Source organism: Pseudoalteromonas sp. GABNS16E (assembly GCF_028598715.1).
Lineage (GTDB): Bacteria > Pseudomonadota > Gammaproteobacteria > Enterobacterales > Alteromonadaceae > Pseudoalteromonas > Pseudoalteromonas atlantica.
Window position 1 is genome coordinate 1 of sequence record NZ_JAQREZ010000122.1, and the last position, 1,516, is coordinate 1,516.

Sequence of the window (1,516 nt, forward strand, 5' to 3'; positions counted from 1 at the left end):
AGTCGTTTTTATATTGAGAATTACTACAACTCAGTGCGAATGCATGGGACGATTGGAAATGTTAGCCCCATACAATATGAATCAATGAATTAAAACCCCGTGTCTACTTTATCGGGGTCAGATCAGACAGCTTACAGCTGACAGCTGACAGCTGACAGCTGACAGCTCAAGCATCACTCGTAATCGTATCTATCAGCTCACCAAGCACTGCTTCGGCTTTACTGGTTTCTACTTGGCAGGTGCCGGCGTTTAAGTGGCCGCCACCGCCGTATTTAAGACATAACTCGCCCACATTGGTGTTTGAGCTGTGGTTAGTGATTGATTTACCAATGGCAAATACTACGTTTTGTTTTTTAAGGCCCCACATTTTGTGAATTGATATATTGCAGTCGGGGTACATGGCGTAAATAACAAAGCGGTTGGTGGCGTAAATAGTTTCTTCTTGAGTTAAATCTAGCACCACGAGGTTTTTATGCACGGTTGCGCATTGTGCTATTTGCTCTTTGGCCTTTTCGTTATGCTCGTTATAAAGCGCAACACGTTCGGCTACGTCTTCCATTTTTAAAATATCTTCAATGCTTTGATCTTTACAGGCATCAATTAGCTTCATCATTAATTGGTAGTTTGAAATTTTAAACTCGCGGAAGCGGCCAAGGCCTGTGCGTGCATCCATGATAAAGTTCATTAATACCCAGTCTGTTGGGTTGAGTATTTCGTCTTCTGAGAACTGCGCTGCATCGCCTTTATCTACGGCTTCCATCATGTCTGTGCTGATGTTTGGAAATTTTTCTGCGCCGCCATAATAATCATAAACAACGCGTGCAGCAGAAGGGGCTTTAGGGTCAATTACGTGGTTTTTAATATCGCTTGCGTTACGTACGGTTTCGCTTAAGTGATGGTCAAATGCAATGTGACAGCCAGCAACGTAGGGTAGGTTAGTGGTAATGTCGTTTGCAGTTATGTCTATTTTGCCATCTTGCATGTCTTTTGGGTGTACAAATAAAATGTCATCAATTAGGTCTAAGTCTTTGAGCAGTACGGCACATACTAAGCCGTCGAAATCGCTGCGGGTGACTAGTCTAAATTTATTATTGGGCATAGCTTTTCCATCTTGTTGTGATTGAGTAATCAAATAAGTGTAACAGCTAAAATAATTTTTGAGAGGTTATAGCGATCGAATTAAAAATTTAGTCATTCTAACGTGCTAAATAAAGCGTAAACGGCGTTATAAATTTTTAAGTAGAACAAATGCCTATCGAAAATTATGCCTGTGTTATTACTCTGTTTATCTGTTGCTATCAATACCTCATAATTTAATACAATGGGTATTAGCGTTAAAAAAGCGCATAAAAAAGCCAAAACAACTGTTTTGGCTTTTTGTTAGCAAGTATTGTCTTGTCCTGAAATGTGTTTACACATTTAGGACTTATTTTATGAAAACCACTAAAACTAAAGACGTTAAGCGTACTCAGCGAGATTATACATTAGGCTTTAAATTATCTATTGTTGAGCAAGT

At 39.4% G+C, this 1,516-nt stretch carries 2 protein-coding genes; one reads left to right on the forward strand and one right to left on the reverse strand.

Translation table 11 applies throughout. The features are described 5' to 3' along the window. Nucleotides 1-12: 12 nt before the first annotated feature. Entirely contained in the window at nucleotides 13-93 is an 81-nt protein-coding gene (locus tag PSI06_RS21765; RefSeq protein ID WP_369128032.1) for an IS3 family transposase, read from the forward strand. A 73-nt stretch (nucleotides 94-166) separates the two neighbouring features. Here the strand turns inward: PSI06_RS21765 and PSI06_RS20885 are convergent, their stop codons facing one another. Next, nucleotides 167-1,099 (reverse strand): exopolyphosphatase, encoded by a 933-nt coding sequence (locus tag PSI06_RS20885; RefSeq protein ID WP_273604795.1) that lies wholly within the window; start codon nucleotides 1,097-1,099, stop codon nucleotides 167-169. Nucleotides 1,100-1,516 lie beyond the last annotated feature (417 nt).

Excerpts from the sequence above, each read along its gene's own strand:
- PSI06_RS20885 (WP_273604795.1), bottom strand. The coding sequence starts at position 1,099 with ATGCCCAATAATAAATTTAGACTAGTCACCCGCAGCGATTTCGACGGC.